The sequence below is a fragment of the Paenibacillus sp. A3 genome (assembly GCF_001399685.1).
GTDB lineage: Bacteria > Bacillota > Bacilli > Paenibacillales > NBRC-103111 > Paenibacillus_G.
In genome coordinates this window covers 1-836 of record NZ_JTHN01000288.1, presented here as the reverse complement: position 1 = coordinate 836, position 836 = coordinate 1, and the positions used below count along the sequence as shown (strand labels likewise).

Below are 836 nucleotides of genomic sequence, written 5' to 3'. Positions count from 1 at the left end.
CCCCGGCTTTATGATCTTCCTGACCATCATGTGCTTCAACTTCATCGGCGATGGATTGCGCAGCGCCTTCGATTCGAAATAATAACAAATAGCATAAAGGAAAGAAGCCGTTCCGGAAATTTGTGGAGCGGCTTCTTCTGTTTCTTTGCAGACTTGGGTATGAAAGGATTGCATAGGCAGAATACTATCTTTTATCCAGCGTCAACTGGGTCAATTCAATAAAGTCGTGCTCTTGGCTGTAGGCAGGCACGCCATGGATTCCGACATCCAGACCGACAAGCTCTTCATCCCGGCTGACGCGGATAGGAACGAGCCGGTTAATCAGCTTGAAAGCGATCCAAGTCGTCGCGAACCCCCAAATCATGACGGTTACTAGTCCAAGCGCTTGAACGCCAAGCAACGAAAACCCTCCTCCGTAAAACAAACCGCTGTAGCCTTGCCCTGCCTTCCCGGCCAACTCCGGTTGCGCGAATAAACCGACGGCCAGCGTTCCGATACTTCCGCTGACTCCGTGGACGGCAAACGCTCCGACCGGGTCGTCGATTCGTTTGGATTCTAAAAATTCCGTCGCGAACACCATCGCGATGCCGCAAACGGCGCCGATCAGAATCGCCGCCTCGTCACTGACGAAGGCGCAGCCTGCGGTGATGCCGACCAGTCCGGCCAACGAACCGTTGATGACCATCGGCGGGTCCGATTTGCGATAGCGCAGCATCGTAAACAGGATGCAAGCCGCTCCTCCTGAGGCGGCCGCCAGCATCGTCGTTACCGCGATGTGTCCGATGGACCCGTTGGTCGCGCTGAGCGTGCTGCCCGAGTTGAAGCCGAACCAGCCG

Annotated in this window: 1 protein-coding gene; it reads right to left on the bottom strand. The window is 55.6% G+C overall.

The window, feature by feature from the left end; genetic code table 11:
- Nucleotides 1-184: 184 nt before the first annotated feature.
- A partial coding sequence (locus QJ48_RS33155) for an ammonium transporter (RefSeq protein WP_162238604.1) occupies nucleotides 185-836 on the bottom strand: 652 nt, incomplete at its 5' end.